Source organism: Streptomyces sp. NBC_00250, assembly GCF_036192275.1.
Classification (GTDB): Bacteria; Actinomycetota; Actinomycetes; order Streptomycetales; family Streptomycetaceae; genus Streptomyces.
This window is the reverse complement of record NZ_CP108088.1, coordinates 2,462,705-2,484,804: the sequence shown is the minus strand read 5'-3', so window position 1 is coordinate 2,484,804 and position 22,100 is coordinate 2,462,705. Positions and strand designations below refer to the sequence as shown.

Genomic DNA, 22,100 nt, shown 5'->3' with positions numbered 1-22,100 from the left:
CATGACTACGACCACGATCGCGGGCGCCGGCAGGCTGCACGACTCGGTGGTGGACGCCACCGAGCTGCCCCGCATCATCCAGGTGACCGACAACCTCTACGCGGCGGCGTTCAGCCTGATGAAGCTGCTGCCGGCGCGCTACATCATCGACCGCGCCGAGGCCGCCGGACTGCTGCGCCCCGGCAGCCGGGTCATCGAGACCTCCTCCGGCACCTTCGCGCTCGGCCTGGCGATGGTGTGCCGACTGCGCGGATACGACCTGACCATCGTGGGCGACTCCGCCATCGACCGCGACCTGCGCAACCGCCTCGAAATGCTGGGCGCCACCGTCGAGATCGTCGAGTACGCCGGGCAGAGCGGCGGCATCCAGGGCGCCCGCCTCGCCCGCGTCGAGGAACTGCGCCGGCTCCACCCCGACAGCTTCGTGCCCGGCCAGTACGACAACCCCGACAACCCCGGCGCCTACGCCGCGGTCGCCGACCTCATCGGCGAGACCGTCGGCTCCGTGGACTGCCTGGTCGGACCGGTCGGGTCCGGCGGCTCCACCGGCGGCCTCGCCGCCGCCCTGCGCCCGGCGGACCCGGCGCTGCACCTCGTCGGTGTGGACACCCACGGCTCGATCATCTTCGGCTCGCCCGACGGGCCGCGCACGCTGCGCGGCCTCGGCAGCAGCATCCACCCGGGCAACGTGCGCCACAGCGCCTACGACGAGGTGCACTGGGTCACCGCCCCCGAGGCCTTCCACGCCACCCACGAACTCTTCCGCACCCACGGCCTGTTCATGGGCCCCACCAGCGGTGCCTCCTTCCAGGTCGCCTCCTGGTGGGCCGCGCGCAACCCGGGCAGCAAGGTCGTCATGGTGCTGCCCGACGAGGGCTACCGCTACCAGTCCACCGTCTACCACGCCGAGTGGCTGCGCGAGCAGGGCATCGAGCCGGCGCCGACGGCCGGCGGCCCGGTCACCGTCGACCATCCGCTGGACGCCCCGTCCTCGTGGACCCGTCTGGTGTGGGCACGCCGCGGCTTCGACGACGTCATGACGCCGGAGGCTGCCGACCTCGGTGACGTCATGACGCCGGAGGTCCACGACCTCGGTGCCGTGATGACGCCGGAGGCGCGGTCGTGACCACCCCGCTGCTGCTCCTCGTCGAGTCCAATACCACCGGCACGGGACGCCAGTTCGCCCAGCGGGCCCGCGATCTCGGAGCCGTACCCGTCCTGCTGAGCGCGGATCCCGCCCGCTATCCGTACGCCGCCGAGGACGGTCTGCGCACCGTCGTCGTGGACACCTCCGACGATGACGCCCTGTGGGCCGCCGTGACCGGCCTCGCCGCCGCCGCGCCGGTCGCCGGGGTGCTCTCCAGCTCCGAGTACTACGTCGCCACGGCCGCCGGCCTCGCCCGGCGCCTCGGGCTGCCGGGGCCGTCCGCCGACGCCGTCCGGGCCTGCCGCGACAAGTCCGCGCAGCGCCGCACCCTGGACACGGCCGGAGTGCCCGTACCCCGCTTCTCGGTGGCCGGCGACGTCGCCGAGGCGCTCGCCGCCGCCCAGTGGCTGGGCGGTCCCGTCGTCGTCAAGCCGGTGCAGGGCTCGGGGAGTCTGGGCGTACGCCTGTGCCGTGACCGGGACGAGGTCGCCGAGCACGCGAAGGGCCTGCTGGCCGCCACGGTCAACGAACGCGGGCTGCGCACCCGGGGCGTGGTCCTCGTCGAGCAGTACCTGACCGGGCGCGAGTTCTCGGTGGAGGTCTTCGGCGAGGAGGCCGTCGTCACGGTCACCAAACACGTCGGCGCGCCGCCGGTGTTCGTCGAGACGGGGCACGACGTGCCCGCCGTCCTCCCGGCCGCGCAGGCCGCCGCGCTCGTCGACACGGCCGTGCGCGCCGTCAAGGCCCTCGGCCTCGGCTGGGGCGCGGCCCACGTCGAGCTCCGGCTCGACGGCGACGTCGCCCGCGTCATCGAGGTCAATCCGCGGCTCGCCGGCGGCATGATCCCGGAGCTCGTGCGCCGGGCGCGCGGCGTCGACCTGGTCGGCGCCCAGGTGCGGGCCGCACTCGGCGAACGCGTCGACCTCACCGGTACGCCGGACGCGGCGGGCGCGGCCTCGATCCGTTTCCTCACGGCCGGCACCGACAGCGTCCTCGCGGACGTCGCCGCCGCCGAGTCGGCGGCCCGCGCGGTGCCCGGTGTCGTCGACGCCGTCTTCTACCGCCCGGCCGGAACCCGGGTCGCACCGGCCGAGGACTTCCGCGGACGGGTGGGCCATGTGATCGCGACCGGTACGGCTCCGGGGCAGTCGGCCGAAGCGGCCGGGACCGCCCTCGCGCTGGGACTCGCCGCAGCACTGACGCCCGTGGCGGCCGACGTGCCGGTGAGGGAGGCGGTGCCGGTATGAGCGGCCCGCAGGAGGCGGGAACGCACACCCCGCAGGAGGCGGGCGTCCACACCGGGCGGCTGCGCACCGGGCTCGACCCGCGAGCCCATCGCATCGTCTACGACCAGTACCGGACCGACGACGGCGACCCCGTCGGCGACGAACTGCGGCTGATCAGCGAGGTCGACCGGGCCCATCTGGTGATGCTCGCCGAGCGCGGCATCGTCGACGCGACCCGCGCCGGAGCTCTCCTCGACACGGTCGAAGCCCTGCGCGCCGAGGACTTCGCCCCCGTCCGCGCCCGCCCCATGCCGCGCGGCCTGTACCTGGCGTACGAGGGCTGGCTCGTCGACCGGCTCGGCCAGGAGACCGGCGGGGTGCTGCACACCGGGCGCTCCCGCAACGACCTCAACGCCACCACCGTACGACTCAAGGTGCGCGGCCCGTACGGCCGACTCCTGGACGAAGTCGTCGGGTTGGCGCAGGTCCTGCTCGACAAGGCGGAGGCGTACCGGGACGTCACCATGCCCGCGTACACCCACGGCCAGCCCGCCGTGCCCGTCAGCTACGGACACTATCTGACCGGGGTCGCCGGCGGCGTGCTGCGCTCGCTGGCCGGACTGCTCGACGCCGGGCGGGAGATCGACGTCAACCCGCTCGGCGCGGGAGCCGTCGGCGGCACCTCCGTGCCCGTCGATCCGGACCGCACCGCCGACCTGCTCGGCTTCACCGCCGCCGTGCCGAACTCGGTCGACGCCGTCGCCTCCCGTGACTTCGTGCTGCGCATGCTCTCCGCCGCCGCCGTCCTCGGCGTCCTCATGGCCCGGGTCGCCCGCGACCTGACCTGGTGGACCACCGAGGAGTTCGGACTGCTGCGGATGGCCGACGACCTCGTCGGCTCCAGCTCGATGATGCCGCAGAAGCGCAACCCCTTCCTCCTCGAACACATCCAGGGCCGCTCGACCGCCGCCCTCGCCGGCTTCACCGGCGCCGCGGCGGCCATGTCCACCGCCGGGTACACCAACGCCATCGCCGTCGGCACCGAGGCCGCCCGCCACCTCTGGCCCGGCCTCGCCGACACCACCCAGGCCGTGACCCTGCTCCGGCTCGTCGTCGACGGAGCGGAACCCGACCGCGAGCGGATGCGCGACCGCGCCCGGGAGGGCTTCACCTCGGCGACCTACCTCGCCGAACGCCTCGTCGTCGACGGCACACCCTTCCGTACCGCCCACCACCTGGTCGGCGAGACCGTCCTCGCCGCCCTCGACAGCGGTACGCCCCTGTCCGAGGCGGCCCGCACACAGCCCGACGTGGCCGCGGCCGCCGCCGGGTACCCCGCCGACTGGCTCGACCCGGAGACCGTGGCCGCCGCCTGCGCCCACGGCGGAGGCCCCGGCGGCACCGCACCGACCGAGGCGCTGGCCCGGGCACGTACGGAACTCGCCCTCCTCGCCGACGAGTCGGCCGCCCGGCGGGCGCGCTGGGCCGACGCCGCCGAGCGACTGTCCGCCGAGGCCGCCAAGGTGGTGGCCGCCACGTCGGCCGATGTGCCGGGCGACGCGCCGGGCGACGCGACCACCAAGGTGGTGGCCGCCCGATGAACGCGCGGCGCCGGGACGGGCTGCTGCGGCAGCGTGACTTCCGGCTCCTGTGGGCGGGGGAGACCACGAGCCGCTTCGGCAGCAACATCACCGGTGTCGCCATGCCGCTGGTGGCCGTGGTCACCCTGGACGCGAGCACCTTCTGGGTGAGCGCCCTGGCCGCCGCCGCCTGGCTGCCCTGGCTGCTCGTCGGACTGCCCGCCGGCGCCTGGGTGGACCGGCTGCCGCGCCGCCCGCTGATGGTGGCCTGCAACCTCGGCTCGCTGGTGCTGCTGCTCAGCGTGCCGGCCGCCGCCTGGCTCGACGTACTGACCATGACCCAGCTGGTCGTGGTCTCCCTGCTCACCGGACTCGCCAACGTCTTCTTCTCCATCGCCTACCGGGTCTACGTACCGTTCGTGGTCCCCCGCGAACACCTCACGGAGGCGAACGCCAAACTGCAGGGCAGCGAGTCGGCCGCGCAGCTCGCCGGGCTCGGCGGCGGCGGAGTCCTGGCCGGCGCGTTCGGCGCGGTCAACGGACTCCTCGCCGACGCCGCGACCTTCCTGGTCTCCACCCTGTGCCTGCTCGGCATCCGTGCCAGGGAACCGGAGCCGGAGCGACCCGAGCGGCCCACGGCCCTGCGCAAGGAGGTCGCGGAGGGGTTGCGGCACACCGTGCGCGACCCCTACCTGCGCGTCCTGACCACGTACGGCACCGTCACCAACCTGCTGCTCACCGGCTACCAGGCCATCCTGACCGTGTTCCTCGTCCGCGAACTCCACGTCGGCGAGGCCGCGGTGGGCTGGCTGCTCGCGGGCGGCAGCGTGGGCGGACTGCTCGGCGCCGTCGTCGCCACGCCCATGGCCCGGCGCTTCGGCACCGCCCGCGGCATGCTGCTCTGCAAGTTCGCCACGGCCCCGTTCGGGCTGCTCATCCCGCTGGCCGAACCCGGCTGGCGGGTCGTTCTGCTGCCCGTCGGCGGCGCCGTCCTCGCCCTGGGCGTCGTGTCCGCCAACGTCATCCAGGGGGCGTTCCGCCAGCAGTACTGCCCGCCGCAGCTGCTCGGCCGGATCACCGCCAGCATCTCCGTCGCCAACTTCGGTGCCATTCCCGTCGGTTCGCTGCTCGGCGGAGTACTCGGCGGCCTGCTCGGACTGCGGCCCGCGCTCTGGCTGCTCACCGCCGGCCTCGCCGTCAGCTCCGCACTGCTGCTCGCAGGTCCCCTGCGGGCCCGCAGGGACCTGCCCACCGAACCGCCCGCCCAGCCGCCCACCGAACCGCCCACCGAGTCGCCGACCCGGTCGCCCGTCCCACCGCTCGCCCGCCCGCCCGTCCGACCGCCCGCCGATTCGGCCGAGTCGGGGGGTCCCCCGGGCGCGGCTGTCGCACCGCGGGCCTCCCGGTACGCCGTACCCGAACAAGGCTGATCCGTCCCGACGGCCACCCGCGCCCGCGCATCCGTCATCGAACAGGAGGGGTCCCGTGAGTGATCCCAGAAGCGGTCCCTGGAGTTCCGCGAGCGGCACCCTGCTGCTCGCCCCCCTGCCACCGCCGCGCGACCTGCCGCGGCCCGGGTCCCTCGACCTGTGGCTGCTGAGGGTCTCCGACGCCCGGGGCACCGGCCTCGACACCGGTGTCCTGGACGCCACCGAGCGGCAGCGCGCGGCCGGGCTGGCGCACGCGGAGGACCGGGTCCGTTTCACCGCCGCCCATCTGGCGCTGCGCCGGCTGCTCGGCACGTACCTCGACACGCTGCCGCAGGACATCCGGTACGGCCGTGAGACCTGCCCGTGCTGCGGCGGCCCGCACGGTCGGCCGACGGTCCTGGGGGCCACGCGCGGACTGCACTTCTCGCTCTCCCACCGCGGGGACCTCGTCCTGGTGGGGACGGCGGTGGCGCCCATCGGCGTCGACGTCGACCTGGTCGCCGACCCGGGCGGCGCGGCGGAACTCGCCGCCATGCTGCACCCCGCCGAACAGCGCGAGATCGAGGCCCTGCCACCCCCGCGCCGCCCCAGGGCGCTGGCCCGGCTGTGGACCCGCAAGGAGGCGTACCTCAAGGGCCTCGGCACCGGCCTGGGCCGTGACCCGGCGGCCGACTACGTGGGCTCGGGCAGTCCCGACGGGGCACTGCCTCCGGCCGGTTGGACCCTGCTCGACATCCCCGTCGACCGCGGTTACGCGGCGGCGGTGGCCGTCCACGGCGAACTGACCACGCCGTCGCCCCGGGTGAACCGCCTGTCGGAGCGGGACATCCGGGGGGACCCACCCGGCCGCGAGTGAGCGACCTCGGCGCATACGTGGAAGGTCCCCGGACCGCATGTCCGGGGACCTTCCACGTATGAGGACAGGGATCGTACGGCCGGAGGACCGGAGTTCAGCCGGCCGCCGCGATCCACTCGTCGAGCTGTTCCTTCGTCGTGGCCGGATCGGCCACCAGATCGGCCAGCTCGTCGCCGGCGTGGTGGCGGGTCGAGACCGCGGGGCAGCGCGCGCACGCGGCGACCCCGGTCTGCTTCCACCACTGGCACCGGGCCCGGAGGTGACACCGCGGGACGTGGCCGTCCTGCTGGGCGGGAGGCCGGGACACCATGCGCTCGACGAGCGTGCAGTCGGCGCCCCTGCGATTGACGCAGTCGCTGACACAGTGCGAGGCGAAGCGCAGGACGCGCCGCGGCTCGATGCCCTCCGGCACGTCGCCGAGCACCTCGGCCGCCGGAACGGGATCGGCCAGGTACACCACACGCCCGTCCTGCCCGGACCGTACGCCCAGGACGACGGACTCGGGTGCGTGCGCCGCCCCGCTGGGACACCAGGTCTGCGAGGAGCCGGCCTCGCCCACGGTGGTCACCTCGGCCTCAGCAGGTGCCGGACTGGGTGCCGGCGGCCTTCGTCACCCTGCCGCCGACGCTCTCGCTCAGCCCGTTCGCCCCGGCCTGCTCCTCCTGGGCGACGGCGAGCCGGATGCTGTCCTTGAGCTGGGCGGTCGAGGTGATGCGCTCGGCCCCGCCGGCCTCCGACGCGCTCGCGGCACCGGCACCGGTGACGACGAGCCCCGCGGCGAGCAGAGCGGCGGCACCGGCCGCGGCCACCTTACGAGTCGGGTTCTCCATGGCGTACTCCTCCTCCTGGTGATGGGAGTTGCGAGCGTAGGCCTGTGGAGAGCCGTGGCCGGTTCTTTGCGGCGGCAGCTGACCGGCAGTTTCCCCGGCCCCTCCTCCGTCGCCTTCCGCGGCCCCTCCCCGGTCCCCTTCGGCGTCTTCCGTTACGTCTCCGAGGGCGGCGCCGACGGGAGCAGCGCGTCGGCCAGCCGGTCGAGGGCGGCGCCGCTCGGGGTGGCCGTTCCCGTGAGGGTGCCGACCAGGGCCTGGGCGAGGACGGTCGCGGTACCGATCCGGGTGTCCTCGCGCTCGTCGCCGGTGACCTTCCCGATCACCGCGTCCCGTACGGCCGGAGAGGTGGTGGAGTCCCCGAAGAGGTCCGGGAACGACAGCGCCATCATGCACACGCCCACGTTGGCGGAGAGGATCGAGCGGCCCGCGAGGTCCGGGGTCGTCCTCAGCCGTCCGGCGTCACGGCAGCGCTCCACCGCCTTCAGGAGGATCGCCTGCGCCTCCTTGATGGCCCCCGGCTTGGAGTCGCCGGTCGGCGTGAACATCAGGCGGTAGAGGTGCGGGTTGCGGAGCGCGAACGCGACATGGCTGTCCCAGGCCGTCCGCAGGTCCGCCACCGGATCGTCGGTGAGCGGGTTGCGCCGCTTCTCGGCGAGGAAGCGCTCGAAGCCGATGTCGGCGACCGCCGTGAGAAGCCCCTGCTTGTCGCCGAACTGGCGGTAGATCTCGGGCATGCCGACCTTCGCCCGGTCGCAGATGGCGCGGGTCGAGATCGCCAGTGCGTCCTTGGTGGCGAGAAGTTCCTCGGTGGCTTCCAGGATGCGCTCTCGTGCCGTCGACATGCCTCTCACGATAACAGCGCTAACAGTCCCTTGTAATCGATGATTACGAGCTGTGTTAGCGTTGAAAACGTTCGGGGGTCGGCGCCGCCTCCGGGCTGTCCGACCGTTCGCAACGAGAGAGCTGGTGTTCCCCCATGAACCGTTCGACGTTCCGTCGCATCGCCGCAGGCGTCGTCGCGGCCACCGTCGGCGTGACCCTCCTGGCAGCCTGCGGGGGCGAGGACAAGGACGCGGCCGACGGGGGGAAGGCATCCGCGAAGGCATCTGCGAGGGCGTCCGCGAAGGAACCGGCGAAGGCCTCCGCGAAGGCGTTCACCGCCACGCACGTCGGCGGGCCCACGACGATCCTTGAGGTCGGCGGCCTGCGCATCCTGCTCGACCCGACGTTCGACGCGCCGAAGAAGTACAAGAGCGGCCTGGAGAAGACCCGGGCCCCCGCCTTCGGCATCGACAAGCTCGGCGCGATCGACGCCGTACTGCTCTCGCACGACCAGCACGACGACAACCTCGACGACGCGGGCCGCGCCCTGCTCAAGGACGTGCCCGTGGTGCTCTCCACGCCAGGTGCGCACCAGCGTCTCGGTGACCACGTCACCGGTCTGAAGAGCTGGGAATCGCAGGAGCTGAAGACCGCCGGCGGCGCCGTCGAGGTCACCGCCGTGCCCGCTCTGCACGGCCCCGACGGCGTCGACCGCGGTGCGGACGGCGAGGTCACCGGCTTCGTCCTCAGCGGCCCCGGCGTCCCCACCACCTACATCTCCGGTGACAACGCCTCCGTGAAGGTGGCCAAGGAGGTCGGTGACCGGATCAAGAGGGACATCGGCCCCGTCGACACGGCCGTCCTCTTCGCCGGCGCCGCCCGTACACCCGCGATCCTCGACAACGCCCCGCTGACCTTGACGTCCCGGAACGCGGCCCTGGTGGCGAAGGACCTCGCCCCCCGCAAGGTCGTCCCGGTGCACACCGACAGCTGGAACATCTACTCCGAGAACACGCGGTCCCTCGTGAAGGCGTTCGAGGACGAGGGTGTCGACGCCGCGCTCGTCGACCTCGCGCCGGACGGCACCCCGAAGAACCTCTCGTAGCCCCGCGCCGTCCCCCCGTCCCCTCCCGCTGCCCCACCGTGAAAGGAACCCCCATGACCGCCTCCACCACCCTCCGCGACGTGATCGGCCTTCCCCAGGAGCTGCCCCGGCTGAGCGAGTCGGCCCTGATCATGATCGACTTCCAGAACACCTACCGCACCGGCGTCATGCGGCTCGACGGAGCCGACAAGGCCGTGGCCGCAGGCGCGCGACTGCTCGCCGCCGCCCGCGCCGCGGGTGCCCCCGTCGTCCACGTCGTCAACGACGGCGGCGAGGGCACTCCGTACGACATCCGCGCCGAGATCGGTGCGATCAGCGACGAGGTCGCCCCGATCGAGGGCGAGAAGGTCGTCGTCAAGCAGTTCCCCAACGCCTTCCACGCCACGGACCTCGAAGAGGCCCTGAAGGACCTCGGTGTGAGCGGGGACCTGGTCATCGCCGGGTTCATGACGCACATGTGCGTCCTCTTCACCGCGCAGGGCGCCTTCAACCTCGGCTACCGCCCGACCGTGGTCGCCGAGGCCACCGCGACCCGCCCCCTGGAGTCCCCGGAGGGCACCGTCCTCCCGTCGGAGGCGCTGCAGACCGCGAGCCTGACGACGGTCTCCGACCTGTTCGGCACCGTGGCGCGCACGGTCGACGAGCTCATCGCCTGAGAACGACACCGGGAGTTCACCCGAGGTGTACCGGAACAGCGCCTGATGATCGGTTACGGGTCGCCCGACTCGGCGGTAATGGCGGTCGGCCCGTGCCGCATCACCCGGGCGCTCCCGTTCCGTACGCCCCCTGCCCCCTGGAGGACGTGTGCCCCCCGCCGCCGAGACCGTGCTCGACGAGGTCGACGGCGAGGAGGGGGCGGGCGGCCCGGCGCATCCGACCGGCTCCGTACGGCGCCGCCTGCGCTCCCCGGCCGTCGCCGGTCCGCTCTCCGCGGCCCTGCTCACCGCCGTGCTGCTCTGCCTCGCCACCCGGCTCTCCCGCAGCTACCCCTTCGGGCCGGTGACCAGGAACATCGTCGACCTCGGCCAGCAGTACCTGCCGTTCCACGCGTACTGGCGCTCGTTCCTCCTCGGCGAGACCCACGGGGACGCCTTCCTCAACTGGAACTCCGGCTTCGGCTCCGGCTTCCTCGGCGACGTCGGCACCTATCTGAGCAGCCCCTTCGACCTGCTCGTCGTGCTCTTCCCGGCGGACCGCGTCGAACTCGCCCTGTACGTCGTCACCGCCGCCAAGATCACCGCGGCCGGAGCGGCGATGGCGCTGCTGCTCCTGCGGATGCGCCCCGGCCCCTGGCCGGTCGCCGCCGTGCTCGGCAGCGCGTACGCCCTCTGCGGCTGGACCTTCGACTTCGGCGCCACCGTCCCGATGTGGCTCGACGGGCTCGTCGCCTTCCCGCTGCTCTGCCTGGTCGGCGAGTGGGCCCGCACCGGGCGCCGCCCCGTTCTCGGCCCGCTCGTCGTCGCCCTGGCCTGGACCGCCAACTTCTACACCGCGTACATGGCGACGATCGGCGCCGCCGTCGTCCTCCTGGTACGGCTCCTCACCGCCGAGGAGTCGGCAAGCGCCCGGCAGCGCCTCGCCGGGGCGCTGCGCGCCGCCCGGGGCGTGGTCATCGGCATCGGCCTCGCCGCACCGCTCGTCGTGGTCGTCTTCCTCGGCACCAGGGCCGCCGATCCCACCCCCGAGACCACCTTCGCGCCCGCCGCCTGGGCGGACGTCCTCGCCCGGTTCCTGCCGGCCACCGCGAGCCTGTCGAGCCCCGCCCTCTTCATCGGTACGCCCGCCCTCGCGCTCGCCCTCACCCTGCCCTTCAACCGGGCCGTCGCCCCGCGCGTCCGGGCCGGCTGGTCGGCCGCGGTCGTCCTGGTGACGCTCTCCCTCCAGTGGGAGCCGACGCATCTCCTCTGGCACGCGGGCGCCTCGCCCAACGGCGGCCCGTACCGTCAGACCTTCGTCCTGTGCGGGCTGCTGATCACCGCTGCCTGGCTCTCGACCGCCCGGGGCGTGCCGCGCCCGACGGCGCTCCTCGCGGGCGGCGCGCTGCTCGGGATCCTGGCGTGGGCGGCCCGCGGCAGCATCGACCTCGACCGGTGGACCTATCCGGCCTTCGGCGTGGCAGCGGCCCTGGCGATCGCCGCCGCGCTCGTGGCCCTCCTGGCCGACCACCGGAACACCGCGCGCGTACGGCCCGATTCCGGCACCGCCCGCGTACCGGCCGTGTCCCGCACCGCGCGCCTACTCCCCGTTCTCGCCGTCGTCCTGCTCGTCGCCGCGCAGGCGGGCGAGGCCGTCGTGACCGGGAAGCGGATCGAGGAGCAGCAGCGCGAGAAGGTCGCCTGGTCCCCCCGAGTCGGCCCCTGGCACACCGCCGTGGCCGACGAGGTGGCCCGCGCGGACGCCTGGCCCCGGCACCGTACGGACCCCGGCGAGGTCCCCGGCGGCAACGACGCCCTGATCGTCGGCGGACAGGGGGCCGACTACTACAGCAGCCTCACCGCAGAGGTGACCTCCCGCACCCTCGCCTCCCTGGGTTTCGGTTACTACGCCAAGGGCCGCCACCCGGTCACCCTCGACAACCCGGTGACCGACGCCCTCTTCTCCATCGGCACCCGGATCCGCTCGCAACCCACCGAGCCGGTGCGGCAGGACGTGCTGCCCCGCGCCTCGGTCTCCGCCGTCACCACGCCCGTACCCCCGCTGGTCACCGTCCGTCCGGCGAAGCGGCCGGCCACCCCTCCCGGGGACTCGGCGTTCGCCGTGCAGGAACGCCTGCTCGGCGCCGAGGTGTACGAGCTGCCGGCCGTCTCCCGCGACGGACGGACCGTCACCGCCCGCTGCCCGGCGGGCTCCCAGGTCTGGTTCTGGGCCCCCGAGTACCGCGGCGGGGCGACCCTCGCGGGGGAGCCGGGCGTGGACTTCGAGGGCAAGCCGCCCGCCGTCCGGGCTCCCATGCGGGCCCTCGGCACCGCGCCCGCGTCCGGCGACGTACGGATCGGGCTGAGCCCCGAGGGCAAGGTGCGGCTGCCCCGTCAGCCGGTGGGCTGCCTCGTCCGGGCCGAGCTCGACTCCGCCGTACGGCGGTTGACCGCCACCGGAGCCATCGAGGTACGGGCCACCGGACACACCGTCACGGCCGAACTGCCGCCGGGCAGCACGGGGACCGCCGTGCTCGCCGCGCCCCGCATCTCCGGCTGGCGCTGTGCCGCCGGTGGAGCGGATCTCCGTCCCGCGCGCGCGTACGAGGGCCTCGTCGCCGTCCCGCTCGACGGACGGGCGACCACGGTCCGTTGCTCCTTCCGTCCCCCGGGTCTCACGCTCGGCAGCGCCGTCGCCCTGGCCGCACTGCTCGCCCTGGTCGCGACGGGGGTCCTGAGTCGGCGCGGAGGGGGAATCCCGCGCCTACGGAGCGACCGACGGGCCGACCGACGGAGCGACCGACGGGCCGACCTACGGGCCGGCCGGTGAGGCCGCTTCCGCGTGGACTTTCCGCGGGGGACGACAAGAGTTCACCCGGAGTGCACCCGCGGATCGTTCGCCCGGGAAAGTGGAGCGTTACCGTACCCGCCGTAGCGGCGTTTAATTGTTCGATTCAGTATGGGGATTCCGAGTGCCGAAACTGTCCGTCGTCGTACCGTTCCACAATGTCGGGGCCTATGCGCCCGACACCCTGCGCAGTCTCGCGAACAACGCGGATCCGGAATTCGAGTTCCTGCTGATCGACGACTGCTCGACGGACGACACCCCGGAAATCCTCGACCGCTGGCGCGACCGTCTCCCGAACGCCACCGTCATCCGGCACGAGACGAACAGTGGTGTCGCCCAGGCGCGGAACACCGGAATCGACGCCGCCCGCGGGGACTACATCACCTTCCTCGACGGCGACGACTGGTACGCGCCCGGCCACCTCAGCGCCACCGTGTCCGGAATCGAGCGTCTGGGCTGCGATTTCGCCCGTACCGACCACGTCCTCTCGGAAGGCCGGAAGCGGAACATCCGATACGCCCCGGCCAAGCGCCGTGACACGGTGATGGACCCCCGCGACGGAATTTCGCCCGCCAGCATGGTGACGATGGTGGACTATCCGTTCGTCCCCTTCGGTATTTACAGCTCGCGGCTCTTCGAGAACGGCGCCTCGCGTTTCGAGACCTCCCTGAGAACGGCCGAGGACCGCCTCTGGGTCTGGCGGCTCCATCTCAAGGCCCGGACTTTCGCGGCGCTTTCCCTGCACGGTGTCTTCTACCGGCGAGGCGTCACCACCTCGCTCACCCAGATCACCGACAACCGGCAGCTGGACTTCATTCCGTCGTACGACACCCTGCTCGACGACGTCTCCCGGGACGCGGAAGCGGACCGGTTCCTCCCGAAGGCCGTCCGCACCTACTGCGCGATGATCGCCTTCCACATGGGCAAGGTCGACAAGTACGAGCCCGCCGTCGCCGAGCGGCTCCGCGCCGACGTCCGCGACGCCCTGCACCGCATGCCGCAGCAGGTCCTCGAAGAGACCCTGGCCACCATGGACACCCCCCGCAGCACCCTCCTCCGGAGCCTGCGCGACACCGTAAGGACCGCCTGACCCATGGCCCCCGCTCCCGACAAGGCACCGGCTCCCGACGAGGCACCGGCGCCCGCCCCGGCCGACGACGGCCGACCGGTCCAGATCTTCCAGGTGTCCACCCTCTACGGCGCCGCCACCCTCGCGGCCTCGCTGGACGCCGGCCAGTTCGGCCCCCGCGCGGACGCCCGCAGGCTCCTGCTGATCTCGCACAACGCCGAGATCCCGGAGACCGCGCTGCGCCTGGAGACGATGACCGGCTACGAGCGGCTCGCCGCCCGCTTCGACGGCGTCCTCGACTGGAACGAGACGATCCACCCGTACCACCCCGCCACCTGGGCCCCCCGCCCCGAGGAGGCCCCGCTCTGGCAGCGCGTACTGCGCACCGCGTGGGACCTCGGCAGCGTCCCGGTGGAGCTGATCGTCGAATCCATCCAGGTAAACCCCGCCAAGGCACTGGCCGGCACCTTCCCCGAGAGCTCCCTCCACGTCTACGCCGACGGCCTCATGAGCTACGGCCCGACCCGCAACGACCTCGCCCAGTCGATCGCCTGCCGCATCCGGCGGGTCCTCCACCTCGACCTGGTGCCGGGCCTGCGCCCCCTCCTCCTCAGCGAGTACGGGGTGGAGCCCGAGCTGGTCCCCGACGACGCCTTCCGCGCGGTCCTCGCCGAGATCGCCGAGGAGGCGGCCGACGACCCGGACATCACCCGGGCGGCCGCCGCCGAACCCACGGCCCTGCTGCTCGGCCAGTACCTCGCGGCCCTCAACCTCCTCACCGCGGAGGAGGAGGAAGAGCTGCACGTACGCATGCTGCGCGGGGCGGCGGCCGCCGGACACCGCTCGGTGGTCTTCAAACCGCACCCGACCGCGCCCGCCAGCTACTCCACGGTCCTCCAGGAGGAGGCGGAACGGACCGGGGTACGGCTCACCGTCCTCGACGGACCCCTGCTCGCCGAGACCTTCTACGAGCGCTGCCAGCCCCGGCTCGTCGTCGGCTGCTTCTCGACCGCGATGTTCACCGCCGCCGTCTACTACGGCATCCCCGTCGCGCGCGTGGGCACGGCCGAGGTCCTCGAACGGCTCACCCCCTTCGAGAACAGCAACCGGATCCCGCTCACCGTCGTCGACCACCTGATCGCGGACCTGGAGCAGGGCGAGGAGCCCGCGGTCCCCGGAGCGGCCCCGGACTCGCTCACCCCGCTCGTCCGCGCCGTCGGCTACTGCATGCGGCACAAGAGCCACCCGGGGATGCGGGAGGAGACCACGGTCTACCTGGCCGCGCACCACGCGGACCCCGACATCGCGCACCACTTCGACACCGACCGGCTGACCCAGCTCGGCCTGCCGGGCGGCACGGAGGCACCGGCGCGCGGCGGCACCACGCCGTCCCGGCTCCGCAGGGGTCTCGTACGGTCCCGCCGGGGCTGATCCGGCCCCACCGCGGACGCGAGCCCGCCCTGCCGGCGGCACCGATCGGAGTCGTGGCGGGGGTCGTGGTGGGAGCCCTCCCCGTCAGCCGTGCCGGCGTCGGCTCCTCCGGGTCACGGGGCGGGGGACCTGACGAGGGTGAAGACCGCGCCCTCCGGGTCCGCCACCACGGTGAGCCGCCCCGCCGTGGCATCGCGCGGCGGGCGCAGCACATGGCCGCCGAGCTGCAGGACGAGCCGGGCGGCCGCGTCCGTGTCGGCGACCTCGAAGTACGTCATCCAGTGCGGGCCCCGGTCCCGGGGCAGCGCGTTGCCGACGCCGTGCAGCGAGGCCACCGGCAGCCCGTCCACATGGAGCGTGGCGTAGTCGTGGTCGGCGGACACGACCGGTTCCACCTCGTAGCCGAAGACCGTCCGGTAGAACTTGCCGACCGAGGACGTCTCGTACGTGAGGAGCTCGTTCCACACGGGCGTCCCGGGCGGTCCCGCCGTCGCCGTGCCGTGGTGCGCCTCCGCCTGCCAGACGCCGAAGACCGCGCCCACCGGGTCGGAGCAGACGGCCATCCGGCCGGCCTCGCCCGCGTCCAGCGGGCCCACGGCCACGGTGCCGCCGCAGCAGCGGATGCTCTCGGCGGTCTCGTCGGCGTCCTCGGTGGCCAGATAGGGGGTCCAGGCGATCGGCAGATGCCGGTCGGGCGGCAGCTGGCCGATGCCGGCCACCTCCTTGCCGCCGAGCAGCGCGCGCACGTACGGGCCCAGCTGCTCCGGACCGGGGATGAACTCCCAGTCGAAGAGCGCGTTGTAGAACTCCTGCGTCGCGTCAAGCCCGTGCACCATCAAGCTCACCCAACAGGGTGTGCCGGGTGTGCGCCGAGTCGCCTCGGTCATCGTGACTCTCTCCTCGGACCATCGTCGTGGCCGTACCCCCTCCGATGGTGTCACCGACGGGGCCGCGGCGCGCCCCGGTCGCACCAAAGAGTGGCGCGATCCCGCAGGGGTGACGCGGGAGGACGCCGGGTTCGTCCCCCGCGGCCGTGCGGCTGCGCGAGGATGGCACCCATGAAGCCCATCATCGCCGTAAGCGAACTGCTGAGCGAGTCGGCCGGGGCCCGGCCGCCGGTCCTCCTGGACGTCCGCTGGACGCTGGGCGGCCCGCCCGGACGGCCCGCGTACGAGGCCGGACACCTCCCGGGAGCGGTCTACGTCGACCTGGACACGGAACTCGCGGGTTCTCCCGGCAGCGGCGGACGCCACCCGCTGCCCGACCCGGAGGCTTTCGGGGCCGTGATGCGCCGCGCGGGTGTCTCGGCGGACACCCCGGTCGTCGTCTACGACGGCGGCCTCGGCTGGGGCGCGGCCCGCGCCTGGTGGCTGCTCCGCTGGGCCGGCCATCCGAATGTCCGGGTCCTGGACGGCGGTCTCGCAGCCTGGACGGGGGAGCTGACCGAGAAGGCCCCCACGCCGGAGCCGGGCGATTTCCGGCCGGAGCCGGGCGCGCTCGGGCTGCTCGACGCCGACGCGGCGGCGGCGTTCGCCGATTCGGGGCTGCTCCTGGACGCGCGGGCGGCCGAGCGCTACCGCGGGGACGTGGAGCCGATCGACCGGGTCGGCGGGCACATCCCGGGCGCGGTCTCGGCGCCGACGACCGAGAACGTGGACGCGGAGGGGCGTTTCCTGGCGGCCGACACCTTGCGGGACCGTTTCTCCACTCTCGGCGCCGCCGAGGGGCCCCCGGTCGCGGTCTACTGCGGCTCGGGTGTCTCCGGAGCCCACGAGGTCCTGGCCCTGGAGATCGCCGGCATCCCGGCCGCGCTCTACGCGGGCTCGTGGTCGGAGTGGTCCGCCGACCCCGACCGTCCGGTGGCCACGGGCCCGGACCCGCGGTAGTCCCTCGCACGGAGGAGGCCCGCGCCGATCCGGCGCGGGCCTCCTGCGTACAGCTCGCGGACCTTTCCCGTACACCTACGGGCGTCAGTCCTGCTTCTTCCTTCGCGTGCCGAAGACGATCTCGTCCCAGCTGGGCACCGCCGCGCGGCGGCCCGGACGGACACCGTCCGCCTCGGCCTGGCGGTCCGTGGTGCCGGTGAGGCGGTCCCGGTGGCCCGAGACCGCGCGCGGCATCAGGACATCGGCGTACGCGGAACCGGCACCCGCCGAAGCGGCCGGGGCCGGCGGCTCCTCCGCCTCGGCCTCCTCCGACGGCTCCGTGTCCGGGGGATCGGGCACGACCATGTCGCCGCGGAAGCTCGGCACAGCCTCCAGGAGGCTCGTCAGGGAGTCCCGCTCCTCCTCCGGCTCGGCGGGTGCGGACGCGGACGCCCGCTCCAGCTGGCGGTGGTCGAGCTGACGGTCCAGGGCGCGGTCCAGCGGCCGGTCCCGGGGCAGCCGGGCGATGCGCGGCACGAACGGGAAGCTCGGCTCCGGCGCGGCGGCGATCGTGTCGTCCGTCTCGCCGATCAGGGCACGAGCCTCGTCGTCCACGGCCTGGACGAGCCGCCGGGGCGGGTCGTACGTCCAGCTGGCCGTGTGGACCTCGCCGGCGACGCGGTAGACGAGCAGCACCTCCCAGGTGCCGTCGTCACGCCGCCAGGAGTCCCACTGCACGGTGTCCTTCTCGGCGCCGCGCAGCAGCAGCCGCTCCTGCACCGCCTCGCCGAGCTGGGGGCCGCTGTTCTCGCCGGGCCTGCGGACCGGGGTCTTGCGGGCCCGCTCCGCCATGAAGGCGCGCTCGGCGAGCACCGGGCCCTCGAAGCGGCGCACGCGGTCGACGGGGATGCCGGCGAGCTGGGCGACCTCCTCCGCGGAGGCACCGGCTCGTATCCGTGCCTGGATGTCGCGGGGGCGGAGGTGGCTCTCCACCTCGATCTCGATCTGACCGAGGCGCGCGCGGTCGTTGCGCACGGCGGCGCGGAGGCGCTCGTCGATCGGAAGTGTGTACTCCGTGCTGTCAGCAGCCTTCAGCACCAGTCGTGTGCCGTCGTTGGAGACGGCCACGACACGCAGTTCGGGCATGGGGACCTCCCGGGTGGTGCCTGCCGACGTCACGTGCGTCGCTGCTTCCGCTAGTCGAGTGTGGCCTGCCCGGGTGCAGCCTGCCACTACCTTGCCGAGTTGCCCGGCGTGTCGGGCGTGGACCCTGGAACGCCGTTATGACACGGTTACCTGTTCACTACCCGGAGTGACGGGCGGTCACTCTGTGCAGTCGGTTTCCGTGCGATGCCGCGGCGCCGCCGGTTCGAGCGCCGTGTCCGGCCCCCTCCCCTTGATCCCGGGCACCCGTGAAGGCGTCCGGACCCAGGGTTCGTCAATGTACTCCATTCGGGCCACCTGGGTGGACCGGCGCGCCGCCCAACTTCTCGGGCGGTACGGGAGTTGAGTGTCCGCGATCTTCCCCCGTACGTGTCGCTCTTCACAGAAACAGCAGAAACGGAACTATTCCCTTCGCCCATTTGTCCCTTCTGGGTGCAAGGCGAACGGATGAGCCGTCAGGGGCTGGAGCAGGGGTCGGAGATGCGTCACAGGCCGGATATCGACACGGACGAGCCGGAGGAGAGGGGTGAGACGGCGGAGAAGGAGGAGGGCGGCAAGAGGCGGATCGACCTGAGCGTGGCTCAGGTCTCGGGCAGCGCCCTGGCCGCGGTCATCGCCGCCAAACTCGCCTCCACCCTCGGCGTGTACGGCACGATCCTGGGCGCCGGTGTGATCAGTGTCATCGCCACCTGCGGCGGCCCGCTCTTCCAGCACCTCTTCCGGCGCACCGGCGAGCAGGTCCGCGACGCGACCGTCGCCGCCAAGCCGAAGGCCCGTCAGGTGCCGCTCGCGCCCGGGTCGCAGGACGACCGCACCCTGATGCCGGGCACCGTCCGGGCGCCCGCCCCGTACGGCGAGGTGCTCGACGAGGAGTTCGGCGCGGCGACCACCCACGGCACCCGGGTCCGGGGCTGGAAGCGCCCGGCGATCGCCGCCGCCCTCGTCTTCGGCGTCACCATGGGCGGCATCACCACCTACGAACTGGTCTCCGGACAGGACTTCAGCGGAACCCAGGGCACCACCACCTTCGGATCCGTCGTCCGCGGCGGGGGAAGCCCGGGGCAGGACGCGCCGCCGGCCGGGGACAAGGACCCCTCGCCCGCGCCTTCCGGGTCCGCCGACGGCACCGGGCGGCCGGACGACGGCGCCGGCAGCCCCTCCACGGGCGGCACCCCGACCCCGGGCGAGCAGGGCACCGGGCAGGACGGCACCGCGACCCCCTCGCCGGAGCCGACGCCCTCCGGCTCGACCGACGGCGAGGCCACCCCGACGCCCACCCCGACCCCGACCGCTCCGACGACGGAGCCGACCGCCCCCACCGAGGAGCCGACGACCGGCACGGGGCAGCCGGAGACCCCGTCGGCCCCGACACCGGCGGGAGCCGGAGCCGGAGCCGACGCGGGGACCGAGCAGTGACCGTCGGTCAGTCGCCCAGGACGCGGCGCAGATAGTCGTTGGCGAACAGCCGGTCCGGGTCGAGCCGGTCGCGCAGCGCCGTGAACTCGGCGAACCGCGGGTAGACCTCGGAGAAGTAGGCGGCGTCACGGGTGTGGACCTTGCCCCAGTGGGGGCGCCCCCCGTGCGCCGTCATGATGCGCTCCACCGCGGTGAAGTACGCGCGGTGGGGCGTTCCCTTGTAGAGGTGGACGGCGATGTACGCGGTCTCCCGGCCCGAGGCCGTGGACAGCGCGATGTCGTCCGCCGGGGCCGTCCGCACCTCCACCGGGAAGCTCACCTTGAGCGGCGAGCGCTCGACCATCGCCTTGACCTCGCGCAGCGCGGCGACCGCCGCCTCACGCGGAAGCGCGTACTCCATCTCCAGGAAGCGCACCCGGCGCGGCGAGGTGAAGACCTTGTACGGGATGTCGGTGTAGGTACGGGCCGACAGGGCCCGGCTGGAGAGCCTGGCGATCGAGGGGATGGCCGGCGGCACCGCGCGGCCCAGCGAGCACGCCACCTGGAAGAGCCCGTTGGAGAGCAGCTCGTCCTCGACCCAGCCGCTGACCCGGCCGGGGGGAGCGGCGGGACCCGCGCTGCGGTTGTTGCGCTTGGTGTTGCAGTTGTCCGTGTGGGGGAACCAGTAGAACTCGAAGTGCTCGTTCTCCGCGTGCAGCGCGTCGAACTCCGAGGCGACCCGGTCGAAGGCCATCGGCTCCTCGCGCGCGGTGAGCAGGAAGACCGGCTCCACCGCGAAGGTGATCGCCGTGACCACACCGAGGGCGCCGAGCCCGATCCGGGCGGCCGCGAAGACCTCCGGATTCTCCTTCTCCGAGCAGGTGAGCAGCTCGCCCGAGGCCGTCACCAGCTCCAGCTCGCGGATCTGCGCGGCTATCGAGGCCGAGTCGCGGCCCGTGCCGTGCGTACCGGTCGAGGTGGCCCCGGCGACCGTCTGCTCCATGATGTCGCCCATGTTCGTGAGCGACAGGCCCTCCCGGGCCAGCGCCACGTTGAGCCGCTTGAGCGGGGTGCCCGACTCGACCGTCACGGTCATCGACTCACGGTCGATCCGCCGGATCCCGGTCAGCAGCCCGGGCCGGATCAGGACGCCGTCGGTGGCCGCGATCGAGGTGAAGGAGTGGCCGGTACCGACCGTCTTCACCCGCAGCCCGTCCTCGGCCGCCCGGCGCACCGCCTCGGCGAGCTCCTCGGCCGAGGCCGGGCTCACCTCCCGCACGGGGCGGGAGGTGACGTTCCCCGCCCAGTTACGCCACGGGCTGTTCGCCGTCCTGGCGCTCCCCGACCCCACTGTTGTCGTCCCGCTCACGCTGCCCCTCCCGGTTCGGCGCCGGCCTGCGCAGCCGGCGGTGTCCGAGGAGACCCACCGCGACCGCGAGCGCACCCGAGACGACGGGCACCACGTACCCCGCCTCGGCCCCCGACGCGTCGACCACCCAGCCGGCGGCCGAGGAGCCGAGCGCCACACCGATCGCGAGCCCGGTACCCGTCCAGGTCATGCCCTCGGTCAGCTTGGTGCGCGGTACGTGCGCTTCGACGAGGGCCATGGTCGTGACCATCGTCGGTGCGATGGACAGGCCCGCGACAAAGAGCGCCACGGCCAGCAACGGCAAGTTCCCGGCCAGTAGGAGGGGGATCATACTCACGGCCATCGCGCAGATGCCCAGGAGCCAGCGGCGGGACGGCTCGCTCTTGAGGTGGAGCAGTCCGAAGACGGCGCCGGCCAGACCGGAACCCAGCGCGTAGACGGCCAGAACGAGACTGGCGGCGGCCTTGTGGCCCTGCTCCTCGGCGAAGGCCACCGTCACCACGTCGACCGAGCCGAAGATCGCGCCGGTGGCCACGAAGGCGAGGGCGAGGACCTGGAGGCCGGGGGAGCGGAGCGCGGAACCGCCGCTGTCGCCCTGCTGGGGGTGCGGGACCGGCTCGGTGGCGCGCTGCGAGGTCAGCCAGAAGACGCCGATGGTCAGGAACATCCCGGCGAACAGCGGACCGGCCTCGGGGAACCAGGTCGTCGACAGACCGATCGAGAGGATCGGGCCGAAGATGAAGCACACCTCGTCGACGATCGACTCCCAGGAGTACGCCGTGTGCAGGCGCCGTTCGTCGCCCCGGTAGATCTCCGCCCAGCGGGCGCGGGTCATGGCGCCGACGCTCGGCACACAGCCGATGACGGCCGTGAAGACGAAGAGCGTCCAGTCCGGAGCCTTCTGCTGCACACAGACCAGGAGCCCGGCGGCGGCCACGAGCGAGACCAGGGTCACCGGGCGCAGCACCCGGCGCTGCCCGTGCCGGTCGACCAGGCGGGAGACCAGGGGGCCGAGGACCGCGGCGGACATCGCGAGGGTCGCGGACAGGGCTCCGGCAAGGCCGTACCGGCCGGTGACCTGCGAAATCATGGTCACGATGCCGATGCCCATCATGGACAGGGGCATCCGGCCGAAGAATCCGGCGACGGAGAACGCGGTGGTGCCGGGCGCCTTGAAGATCGCGCGGTAGGGACTGGGCAAGAGGCTCTCCGGATCTCCGTGCTTCGGAGCGGGCTCCGCGCGACGACTCAACACGTGTAATTAATAGCTAAAGCCTACGGTGTTGAAGTCGTTGGGTCATCCCCTATTTTCCGGACGAGTGCCGAGG

The 22,100-nt window shown here is 73.2% G+C and carries 19 protein-coding genes; 12 read left to right on the top strand and 7 right to left on the bottom strand.

The features are described from left to right. Position 1: 1 nt before the first annotated feature. From OG259_RS11150 to OG259_RS11130, 5 genes are read left to right on the top strand one after another with little or no spacing between them, the layout of a single operon-like run. Positions 2-1,126, top strand: coding sequence for a PLP-dependent cysteine synthase family protein (locus tag OG259_RS11150; RefSeq protein WP_328942139.1), 1,125 nt, complete (start codon positions 2-4; stop codon positions 1,124-1,126). Continuing rightward, complete coding sequence (locus tag OG259_RS11145; RefSeq protein ID WP_328942138.1) at positions 1,123-2,394, top strand: ATP-grasp domain-containing protein; 1,272 nt, start codon at positions 1,123-1,125, stop codon at positions 2,392-2,394. The genes OG259_RS11150 and OG259_RS11145 overlap by 4 nt, the downstream gene beginning before the upstream one ends. After that, the gene (gene argH, locus OG259_RS11140) at positions 2,391-3,974 is read left to right on the top strand and encodes an argininosuccinate lyase (protein ID WP_328942137.1); all 1,584 of its coding nucleotides are present in this window, start codon (positions 2,391-2,393) and stop codon (positions 3,972-3,974) included. The genes OG259_RS11145 and argH overlap by 4 nt, the downstream gene beginning before the upstream one ends. Then, positions 3,971-5,383 (top strand): MFS transporter, encoded by a 1,413-nt coding sequence (locus tag OG259_RS11135; protein WP_328942136.1) that lies wholly within the window; start codon positions 3,971-3,973, stop codon positions 5,381-5,383. The genes argH and OG259_RS11135 overlap by 4 nt, the downstream gene beginning before the upstream one ends. Before the next feature lie 55 nt (positions 5,384-5,438). Continuing rightward, a complete protein-coding gene (locus OG259_RS11130) occupies positions 5,439-6,239 on the top strand; it encodes a 4'-phosphopantetheinyl transferase family protein (RefSeq protein ID WP_328942135.1) in 801 nt (266 codons plus the stop codon). A 94-nt stretch (positions 6,240-6,333) separates the two neighbouring features. Here the strand turns inward: OG259_RS11130 and OG259_RS11125 are convergent, their stop codons facing one another. From OG259_RS11125 to OG259_RS11115, 3 genes are all read right to left on the bottom strand, one after another. Then, positions 6,334-6,807 carry a hypothetical protein gene (locus tag OG259_RS11125; RefSeq protein ID WP_328942134.1) on the bottom strand — a complete coding sequence of 158 codons (474 nt, stop codon included), beginning with the start codon at positions 6,805-6,807 and terminating at the stop codon, positions 6,334-6,336. Between the two features lie 7 nt (positions 6,808-6,814). After that, positions 6,815-7,069: a hypothetical protein gene (locus OG259_RS11120; protein ID WP_328942133.1), complete on the bottom strand. Its 255-nt coding sequence runs from the start codon at positions 7,067-7,069 to the stop codon at positions 6,815-6,817. Between the two features lie 152 nt (positions 7,070-7,221). Further along, entirely contained in the window at positions 7,222-7,911 is a 690-nt protein-coding gene (locus tag OG259_RS11115) for a TetR/AcrR family transcriptional regulator (protein ID WP_328942132.1), read from the bottom strand. Positions 7,912-8,045: 134 nt separating this feature from the next. Here OG259_RS11115 and OG259_RS11110 point away from each other — a divergent pair, with 134 nt between their 5' ends. The 5 genes from OG259_RS11110 to OG259_RS11090 all read left to right on the top strand — a co-directional run bounded on the left by OG259_RS11110 (position 8,046) and on the right by OG259_RS11090 (position 14,979). Continuing rightward, a complete protein-coding gene (locus OG259_RS11110; RefSeq protein WP_328942131.1) occupies positions 8,046-8,996 on the top strand; it encodes an MBL fold metallo-hydrolase in 951 nt (316 codons plus the stop codon). A gap of 53 nt (positions 8,997-9,049) precedes the next feature. Continuing rightward, complete coding sequence (locus OG259_RS11105) at positions 9,050-9,652, top strand: isochorismatase family protein (protein ID WP_328942130.1); 603 nt, start codon at positions 9,050-9,052, stop codon at positions 9,650-9,652. Positions 9,653-9,800: 148 nt separating this feature from the next. Next, positions 9,801-12,461 (top strand): YfhO family protein, encoded by a 2,661-nt coding sequence (locus OG259_RS11100; RefSeq protein WP_328942129.1) that lies wholly within the window; start codon positions 9,801-9,803, stop codon positions 12,459-12,461. A gap of 142 nt (positions 12,462-12,603) precedes the next feature. Further along, positions 12,604-13,569, top strand: a complete 966-nt coding sequence (locus OG259_RS11095; protein WP_328942128.1) for a glycosyltransferase family 2 protein — start codon at positions 12,604-12,606, stop codon at positions 13,567-13,569. 3 nt (positions 13,570-13,572) lie between these two features. After that, positions 13,573-14,979 (top strand): polysialyltransferase family glycosyltransferase, encoded by a 1,407-nt coding sequence (locus tag OG259_RS11090; RefSeq protein ID WP_328942127.1) that lies wholly within the window; start codon positions 13,573-13,575, stop codon positions 14,977-14,979. Positions 14,980-15,092: 113 nt separating this feature from the next. On the opposite strand, the gene OG259_RS11085 is transcribed toward OG259_RS11090, so the two are convergent. Further along, positions 15,093-15,866 (bottom strand): VOC family protein, encoded by a 774-nt coding sequence (locus OG259_RS11085; RefSeq protein ID WP_328942126.1) that lies wholly within the window; start codon positions 15,864-15,866, stop codon positions 15,093-15,095. Positions 15,867-16,037: 171 nt separating this feature from the next. Here OG259_RS11085 and OG259_RS11080 point away from each other — a divergent pair, with 171 nt between their 5' ends. Further along, positions 16,038-16,865: a sulfurtransferase gene (locus OG259_RS11080; protein ID WP_328942125.1), complete on the top strand. Its 828-nt coding sequence runs from the start codon at positions 16,038-16,040 to the stop codon at positions 16,863-16,865. A gap of 84 nt (positions 16,866-16,949) precedes the next feature. Here the strand turns inward: OG259_RS11080 and sepH are convergent, their stop codons facing one another. After that, positions 16,950-18,023 (bottom strand): septation protein SepH, encoded by a 1,074-nt coding sequence (gene sepH, locus OG259_RS11075; protein ID WP_328942124.1) that lies wholly within the window; start codon positions 18,021-18,023, stop codon positions 16,950-16,952. A gap of 432 nt (positions 18,024-18,455) precedes the next feature. Between sepH and OG259_RS11070 the strand changes: the two genes are divergently transcribed. Continuing rightward, positions 18,456-19,424, top strand: coding sequence for a hypothetical protein (locus OG259_RS11070; protein WP_328942123.1), 969 nt, complete (start codon positions 18,456-18,458; stop codon positions 19,422-19,424). Between the two features lie 7 nt (positions 19,425-19,431). Here the strand turns inward: OG259_RS11070 and OG259_RS11065 are convergent, their stop codons facing one another. Both OG259_RS11065 and OG259_RS11060 read right to left on the bottom strand, forming a co-directional pair. Beyond that, positions 19,432-20,772: a D-arabinono-1,4-lactone oxidase gene (locus OG259_RS11065; RefSeq protein ID WP_328942122.1), complete on the bottom strand. Its 1,341-nt coding sequence runs from the start codon at positions 20,770-20,772 to the stop codon at positions 19,432-19,434. Beyond that, positions 20,711-21,973, bottom strand: a complete 1,263-nt coding sequence (locus tag OG259_RS11060; RefSeq protein ID WP_328942121.1) for an MFS transporter — start codon at positions 21,971-21,973, stop codon at positions 20,711-20,713. Before OG259_RS11060 ends, OG259_RS11065 begins: the two co-directional genes overlap by 62 nt. Between the last annotated feature and the right edge of the window lie 127 nt (positions 21,974-22,100).

Bases quoted from the DNA above. Each gene is read 5' to 3' on its own strand.
- OG259_RS11150 (WP_328942139.1), top strand. From the start codon at position 2: ATGACTACGACCACGATCGCGGGCGCCGGCAGGCTGCACGACTCGGTG.
- argH (WP_328942137.1), top strand. From the start codon at position 2,391: ATGAGCGGCCCGCAGGAGGCGGGAACGCACACCCCGCAGGAGGCGGGC.
- OG259_RS11135 (WP_328942136.1), top strand. From the start codon at position 3,971: ATGAACGCGCGGCGCCGGGACGGGCTGCTGCGGCAGCGTGACTTCCGG.
- OG259_RS11120 (WP_328942133.1), bottom strand. From the start codon at position 7,069: ATGGAGAACCCGACTCGTAAGGTGGCCGCGGCCGGTGCCGCCGCTCTG.
- OG259_RS11115 (WP_328942132.1), bottom strand. From the start codon at position 7,911: ATGTCGACGGCACGAGAGCGCATCCTGGAAGCCACCGAGGAACTTCTC.
- OG259_RS11110 (WP_328942131.1), top strand. From the start codon at position 8,046: ATGAACCGTTCGACGTTCCGTCGCATCGCCGCAGGCGTCGTCGCGGCC.
- OG259_RS11105 (WP_328942130.1), top strand. From the start codon at position 9,050: ATGACCGCCTCCACCACCCTCCGCGACGTGATCGGCCTTCCCCAGGAG.
- OG259_RS11090 (WP_328942127.1), top strand. From the start codon at position 13,573: ATGGCCCCCGCTCCCGACAAGGCACCGGCTCCCGACGAGGCACCGGCG.
- OG259_RS11085 (WP_328942126.1), bottom strand. From the start codon at position 15,866: ATGACCGAGGCGACTCGGCGCACACCCGGCACACCCTGTTGGGTGAGC.
- OG259_RS11080 (WP_328942125.1), top strand. From the start codon at position 16,038: ATGAAGCCCATCATCGCCGTAAGCGAACTGCTGAGCGAGTCGGCCGGG.
- OG259_RS11070 (WP_328942123.1), top strand. From the start codon at position 18,456: ATGAGCCGTCAGGGGCTGGAGCAGGGGTCGGAGATGCGTCACAGGCCG.